The sequence below is a fragment of the Achromobacter xylosoxidans genome (assembly GCF_002192695.1).
Taxonomy (GTDB): domain Bacteria; phylum Pseudomonadota; class Gammaproteobacteria; order Burkholderiales; family Burkholderiaceae_B; genus Achromobacter; species Achromobacter xylosoxidans_C.
The window spans coordinates 70,949-77,472 of sequence record NZ_MTLG01000109.1 but is presented as its reverse complement, the minus strand read 5'-3'; the positions used below and the strand labels follow the sequence as shown (position 1 = coordinate 77,472).

The following is a 6,524-nucleotide window of genomic DNA, read 5'->3' as shown; positions in this document are numbered from 1 at the left end:
CCCGCCATATCCATCGGATATGGCGGGCGTCTTGCCTCAGGCCGCGGGGCTTATTCCGCCGCGAGTTCCTGCTTGGAGGCGTCCGAGCGGGTTTTCCACAGCGAGAACAACACGCCGCCGGCGATCAGGCCGAAGGTCACCGACAGGGACACGGCGGCCGGCACCTTGCCGATGAAGCCGACCAGGAAGATCTTGGTGCCGATGAAGACCAGGACCAGGGCCAACGCGTACTTCAGGTAGTGGAAGCGGTGGATCATCGCGGCCAGCGCAAAGTACAGTGCGCGCAGGCCCAGGATGGCGAAGATGTTGCTGGTGTAGACGATGAACGGGTCGGTGGTGATGGCGAAGATCGCCGGCACGGAATCCACCGCGAACAACAGGTCCACGAACTCGATCAACACCAGCGCCAGCAACAGCGGCGTAGCCCAGCGCACCTTCTTCGACGTGGCGGGATCGGTTTCCATCACCCAGAACGCGTTGCCGCGCAGCCCTTCCGTGACGCGCATGCGGCGCTTCAGGAACTTCAGGATCGGGTTGGACGCGATATCGGGCGTCTGGTCCGCAATCATCCACATCTTGATGCCGGTGAACACCAGGAAGGCGCCGAACAGGTACAGCAGCCAGCCAAAGTTGCTGACCAGCGCCGCGCCCAGGCCTATCATGATGGCACGCAGCACGATCACGCCGAGGATGCCCCAGAACAGCACGCGGTGCTGGTACTGGCGCGGAATCGCGAAGAAACTGAAGATCAGCGCGATCACGAAGACGTTGTCCATCGACAGCGACTTCTCGATCATGAAGCCCGTGTAGTAGGCCATTCCGCTGGCGGAGCCCATCTGCCACCAGACCCAGGCGCCGAACAGCAGCGCCGCGCTGATGTAGCCGGCGGAAAGCAGCAGGCTCTCGCGCACGCCGATCTCGCGGTCTTCCTTGTGCAGCACGCCCAGGTCAAAGGCCAGCAAGGCGACCACGATGCCGATGAATAGCAGCCAGCTCCAGGCCGGAGTGCCGAAGAAATCGGCGGAGAGAAAGGTGAGCAAGGTGTCCATGATGTTCCCGCTTGGTTCGAAGGGGCTCATGATCCGGATCCGGGGCCGATGGAGAAATCAGCCTGAAAGTGAGTTAAGGTTCGAAAAAACCGAAGTGATTCCTGCCATGCTCAATTACCGACACCTGTATTACTTCTGGATGGTCGCCAAGGAAGGCGGGTTTTCCCGCGCCGCCGAACGGCTGGACATGGCCATCCAGACCATCAGCGCGCAAGTGCGCGAACTGGAAAAAAACCTGGGCCACCAGCTGCTCAAGCCGGCCGGCCGCGGCGTGGCGCTGACCGACGCGGGCGAAGCCGCCTTCGCCCGCGCCGAAGAGATCTTCCAGATCGGCCAGGTGCTGCCCCAGGAGGTGCGCGCCGCCGCCACCAAGCCCGTCATGCGCCTGGCCGTGGGGCTGTCCGACGGCATTTCCAAGCTGGCCGCCCAGGCCCTGCTGGGCCCGGTGCTGCACACGCCGGACCTGCGCCTGACCTGCCATGAGGGCGAGGTCGAGGAACTGCTGGGCGAACTCGCCCAGCATCACCTGGATCTGGTGCTGGCCGGCCAGGGCGCGCCGGCCAACCCCAACCTGCGCCTCACCAGCGACCGCCTGGTGTCCTCCCCGGTGGACTGGTACGGCCCCGCCAAGCTGGTGCGCAAGGCCGACACCCTGGACTTTCCGCGCTGCCTGGAGCGCCTGCCGGTGCTGCTGCCCACCGGCCATTCCGTGCTGCGCCAGACGCTGGACCGCTGGTTCGCCGAGCAAGGCATCTATCCCAACGTGGTCGGCGAATTCGAGGACAGCGCCCTGATGTCGGTGTTCGCGGCCCGTGGCCTGGGCGTGTTTCCGCTCAGCCGCCTGGGCGGCGGCGACATCGGCGTGCTGCGGGGCTTGCGCCCCCTGGCCCGCCGCGACGACGTGCACGAGGAAATCCACGCCATCCGCAACCGCCGGGGACAGCACCATCCGCTGGTCCAGATCGTGCTCGCCAAGGCAAAAACTTCGGTTTTTTCTTAATGTTTGTCACAACCACGCTGGTTTTTCAGAAATAAAATCCGCTTTATCGTGGACCCTCTTTTGAAACATCGGAGTACCACCTCAATGAAAAAGATCATCTGGCTCGCTTTCGCCGTGCTTGCAGCACTCTGGACCGGGCTGGTTGCGCTGACGCTGCAGCTGACCAACTGGGTCCTGTCGACCATCGCCACGACCCAGGTGCCCGGCACGGCGCTGGACACGTCGCAGTGGGTGCCACCCGCCTGGGCGGCGGCCTGGGTCGACCCCGCCTGGCTGCAGACGCTGCAAGGCGGCCTGGTCTGGGCCGCGCAGGGCCTGAACCAGGTGCTGCCCTTCGCCGGCAGCCTCGGCACGCTGATCTCGGTGCTGGCCTGGATCTTCTGGGGCTTCATCATCGTCGGCCTGCTGGTGCTGGCGCTGATCCTCCACTGGCTGGCCGGCAAGCGCGAGCAAGCCGCGGCGCCCGGCCGCCAAGTGGTGTAATAGGGCAGGCAACGCGGCAACCCGGCGCGCTGCCCCTTACAAGAGGAGCGTGCCGTGCCCACCGTCCATTCCCCTGCCCCGAAGCTGTTGCTGGCGGCCCTGCTGGCCGTGGCCGCCACGGCGGCGCAGGCGCATCCCGCACGCGCCGCCTACGGCATCGAAGTCTGCACGGTCACAGGCACTTCCGGGGAATACAGCGTGCGCGTACGCAACACCGGCACCGCGCCCCTGGCCCGCGCCGAAATCAACGGCGTCAGCCTGGATTCCAGCGGCAACGCGGCCGGCCCCCTCGTCGTCAACCTGACCGACATCCCTCCCGGCAAGTACAAGACCGCGGTGCTGGGACGCCCCGGCAATGGCGCCGCGCTGGTCAGCATCGCCACCTACGTCACCGCCAACGGCGCGGAAACCCATCAGCAGGACCTGTTCGCCGGCAAGGTGGCGCACGTTTCGCCAGGCTCTGCCCTGCAATACACCCTGGCGCCGCTGGCCGTGCGCGGCTGGACGGTGGCCTATGGCACCAAGCAGGATCCCAAGCTGGAAGCCGGCAGCGCCGTGCTGCTGATCTATCCCGTCACCCTGGGCAAAAAGCGGGACCCGACGCGGCCGGACGCGGGACGCGCGCCTGCCGACGTGGTGCCGCTTGCGCCTTGCGGCGCGGCCAGGGGATCCTGAACGCGGTCAAGTGCCGCTGAGCAGGTCGCGCTCGTTCAAGAGCGCATAGACGATCTCGGGTCGATTATCGAAGCCGCGGCGGATGGCGGCGGGAATCGCCGTGCGCGTCTTGCGGCACAGCCCGAGCTGGTCCTCCAGCTGGATCGCGATGCCGCGCGAGGTGCGCACCTCGTTTTCGCTGGGCGTGATATGGATCACGATGCCCAATTGCGCCTGGATGCGTCCCTGCATGGCGCGCAGGTCTTCCAGGCTGGAGATGTTCTCCAGCCGCGCCACCAGGCGCTTTTCCTCTTCCTTGGTCAGCCGCAGCACGCGGACGTCGGCAGCGGGATCGGCCAGCAGCCGGTCTCGGTCGCACATACAGGCGCCCGGCGGACATTCTTGGCGGATGGGAAACGGAAAATTCATGGCGGGCGGAGCGCGTCGCGGCAATCTTGCGTATCTTGGAATTCTACCCAGGATCGCCTGCAGCCCGCCGGGCGGCAAGTCCTGGTTTCCCCGCAAGCCGCTGCGGCATAATGCCTCACCGAGTTCACGGCGCGGAGGGCGCCCGCATGAAACGATTCCTGTCGCTGACCGCACTGGCAGCGCTGTTCCTGCCCGGCCAGGATGCCGCCGCGCGCGACTACTCGTACGCCGTCCGGCCCGGCCTGCCAGCCGTGGTGACCGTTACCGAGCTGCCGCAACAGCGCCTGAGCGCGCGCGTGGGCGACGGGTCCGCTCAGGAAATCGCGGACATCGGCGGCGACGAGGAAGTCGACCAGTTCCAGGACGTGGACGTGGACCATGACGGCTACCGCGACTTCGTCATCGGCCAGACCGGCGGCAGCACGCAAGCGATTTCGCGCATCTTCCTGTACCGTCCCAAGGACGGGCGCTACCAGGAGATTCCGTATCCCGATGCGGTTGCCAGCCCATGCCGCGGCTTCGTCAATCCCGAATTCGACGCTGCCAAGCCCATTGTTTCCGTGGCGTGCCGCTACAGCGCCGACACCTACGGCTTCGAACAATACCGGGTGTGCCCGGACGGCTCGGTGCGGGTCATTTCCTGGATCCGGCGCGAAGGCGAATCCGAGCGCAAGATTCCGCATCCCGGCGCCAAGGGCGGCACATGCGCCGCGCGGACTGGCCGCTAAGGCCCCCACTCCGCCCCGCACATCCCGCTTTCGCCATGGCGCCGCAAACGCCACCGCCGCTATAGTTGCGCTTCCGCCTGCCAGGCCCTACGTCCGAGGACACCCCCGCCGTGCTGATCTTCCACAACCCTGTCCATGAAAAACATGCTGGCCGACAGGAGATGTTCCGCGGCAAGCTGGTGCCCTGCCACGAGACCCCGGCGCGCCTGGAATTCGTGCTGCAAGCGCTGCGCCAGCGCGGCATCGGCGCATTGCGCACTCCGTCGGCAGCGGACCCGGACCTGGTGAAGCGCGTGCACACCCCGCGCTACGTGGACTTCCTGGAAACGGCCTGGCGCGACTGGGTGGCGCTGGACCCGGCCAACGCCGGGCTGGACATCCTGCCTTCGGTCTGGCCCGTGCGCGGATTCCGCCACGACATCGAACCGACGAACTTCGCCGCGCGGGTCGGCCTGTTCTCGTTCGACAGCGGCTGCCCGCTGACCGCCGGCACCTGGGAGGCCGCCACCGCCGGCGCCGCCTGCGCCATCGACGCCGCGCGCGCGGTATCCGCGACGGGCGGCCCCCGCGTCGCCATGGCGCTTACGCGTCCGCCCGGCCACCATGCGGGCGCCGATTTCTTCGGCGGCTACTGCTTCCTGAACAACGCGGCGCTGGCCGCTCAAGCGCTGCGCGAAGCGGGCGCCGAGCGCGTGGCCATCGTCGACGTGGACTACCACCACGGCAACGGCACGCAGAGCATCTTCTACGAACGCGCCGACGTCCTGACCGTGTCGGTGCACGGCGATCCGACCACTGAGTATCCCTTCTACCTGGGCTACGCCGATGAGCGCGGCGCGGGCGCCGGCCTGGATGCCAACCTGAACCTGCCGCTGCCCGCCGGCACCGGCTTTGCCGCCTGGACTCAGGCGCTGGAACAAGGACTGGCCGCCGTGCGCGCCTTCAAGGCGGACGCGGTGGTGATCGCGCTGGGGGTCGACACCTACGAGGGCGATCCCATCTCCAAGTTCCAGCTCAAGAGCGCCGACTATCTGCGCGTGGGCCGGCTGCTGGCAGGCCTGGACCTGCCGGCGGTGTTCACGATGGAAGGCGGCTACGCCGTGGCGGACGTGGGCATCAACGTCGCCAACGTGCTGGAAGGCTACGCAGGCTGAGCGGTCAGGCGCATCCGCTGCCACATCGCGTCCACCGCGGGGCGCGAATCGGCGCGGTCCTTGAACGCCAGGATGGACACCTCGATGTCCCATAGCCGGTTGGCCAGCGGCGCCAGGTCCGCCGACGCCAGCCGCTGCAGCGCGCTGTCAGCCAGCCAGGCGACGCCCAGTTCCTGGGCCGCCATGTCGCCCAGCACGTCCGACATCTCGGCCTCGAACATGCGCACGCCGTGCAGCGGCGTTGCGGCCCCTTCGATCGCGGCGTCGATCAGGCGTCCGAAGTAGACATTGGCCGAATACATCAACAGAGGCACGGGGTTTGCCGCCGTGCCGGGCAGGTCCAGTCCGGTGCGCTCGATCAGCTTGCGCGCCGCATAGGGCCTGATCAATTCACGGCCCAGCGTCAGGCAGTCGTAGCGCGCCGGGTCCAACGGCAAAGGCTGGGCGACCTGATGGAAACAGACCAGGAAATCCGCGGCTCCCGAGGTAAAGGCCGAGACGGTGTCGTGGACGTTGCCCGTCTGCAGGCTGCAGCTGAGCAGCCTGCCCTCGCTCCAGGTCCGCCACCACTTCGGCAGGTGCGCGGTCGCCAGCGCATAGGACGTGGCCAGGCGCAGCTGGTTCTGCGCCGGCACCCCGGCGATGCCGGCGCGCGCCTCGGCCAGCTGGTTGATCAGTTCTATCGCCGCGCCGCGAAAGCGCTCGCCCGCCTCGGTGAGCTGGGTGGGAAACGCCGTGCGGTCGATCAGGCGCGCGCCAGCCCAGTTCTCCAGGCTCTGGATGCGGCGGCTGAACGCGGCCTGCGACAGATTGCGCGCCTCGGCGGCGCGCGTGAAATTGCGCACTTCCGACAGCGTGATGAAGTCCTGCAACCAGCGGGTATCCATAGTGCTCCTTGCGCCATGCGCCACGCGCATCGGCCATGCGCGCGGCGCATCGCCGCGCATGCTTAGTTCGCATTGGACGAGGTCCGCGCCCTGCCGGACACTGCGGCCATCGGTTCCGCATTGGAGCCCACACGCCACGG

The 6,524-nt window shown here is 67.3% G+C and carries 8 protein-coding genes; 5 read left to right on the top strand and 3 right to left on the bottom strand.

Going from position 1 to position 6,524, the window contains the following annotated elements; all coding sequences use genetic code 11:
• Window positions 1–50 precede the first annotated feature (50 nt).
• Window positions 51–1,049 carry a TerC family protein gene (locus BRO63_RS25850; protein WP_088142530.1) on the bottom strand — a complete coding sequence of 333 codons (999 nt, stop codon included), beginning with the start codon at window positions 1,047–1,049 and terminating at the stop codon, window positions 51–53.
• A 106-nt stretch (window positions 1,050–1,155) separates the two neighbouring features.
• On the opposite strand from BRO63_RS25850, the gene BRO63_RS25845 reads away from it, so the two are divergent.
• From BRO63_RS25845 to BRO63_RS25835, 3 genes are all read left to right on the top strand, one after another.
• On the top strand, window positions 1,156–2,049 hold the full coding sequence (locus tag BRO63_RS25845; protein ID WP_088142535.1) for a LysR family transcriptional regulator: 894 nt from the start codon (window positions 1,156–1,158) through the stop codon (window positions 2,047–2,049).
• An 84-nt stretch (window positions 2,050–2,133) separates the two neighbouring features.
• Window positions 2,134–2,532 carry a hypothetical protein gene (locus BRO63_RS25840; protein ID WP_088142529.1) on the top strand — a complete coding sequence of 133 codons (399 nt, stop codon included), beginning with the start codon at window positions 2,134–2,136 and terminating at the stop codon, window positions 2,530–2,532.
• A gap of 54 nt (window positions 2,533–2,586) precedes the next feature.
• The gene (locus tag BRO63_RS25835; RefSeq protein ID WP_088142528.1) at window positions 2,587–3,207 is read left to right on the top strand and encodes a hypothetical protein; all 621 of its coding nucleotides are present in this window, start codon (window positions 2,587–2,589) and stop codon (window positions 3,205–3,207) included.
• A gap of 6 nt (window positions 3,208–3,213) precedes the next feature.
• Here BRO63_RS25835 and BRO63_RS25830 read toward each other — a convergent pair whose 3' ends face one another.
• Window positions 3,214–3,615 carry a hypothetical protein gene (locus tag BRO63_RS25830; protein ID WP_088142527.1) on the bottom strand — a complete coding sequence of 134 codons (402 nt, stop codon included), beginning with the start codon at window positions 3,613–3,615 and terminating at the stop codon, window positions 3,214–3,216.
• Between the two features lie 146 nt (window positions 3,616–3,761).
• On the opposite strand from BRO63_RS25830, the gene BRO63_RS25825 reads away from it, so the two are divergent.
• Both BRO63_RS25825 and BRO63_RS25820 read left to right on the top strand, forming a co-directional pair.
• Window positions 3,762–4,343, top strand: coding sequence for an XAC2610-related protein (locus tag BRO63_RS25825; RefSeq protein WP_088142526.1), 582 nt, complete (start codon window positions 3,762–3,764; stop codon window positions 4,341–4,343).
• Between the two features lie 110 nt (window positions 4,344–4,453).
• Entirely contained in the window at window positions 4,454–5,497 is a 1,044-nt protein-coding gene (locus BRO63_RS25820) for a histone deacetylase family protein (RefSeq protein WP_088142534.1), read from the top strand.
• On the opposite strand, the gene BRO63_RS25815 is transcribed toward BRO63_RS25820, so the two are convergent.
• Window positions 5,485–6,384, bottom strand: coding sequence for a LysR family transcriptional regulator (locus BRO63_RS25815; RefSeq protein ID WP_088142525.1), 900 nt, complete (start codon window positions 6,382–6,384; stop codon window positions 5,485–5,487). The two genes, BRO63_RS25820 and BRO63_RS25815, sit on opposite strands and share 13 nt — an antisense overlap.
• Between the last annotated feature and the right edge of the window lie 140 nt (window positions 6,385–6,524).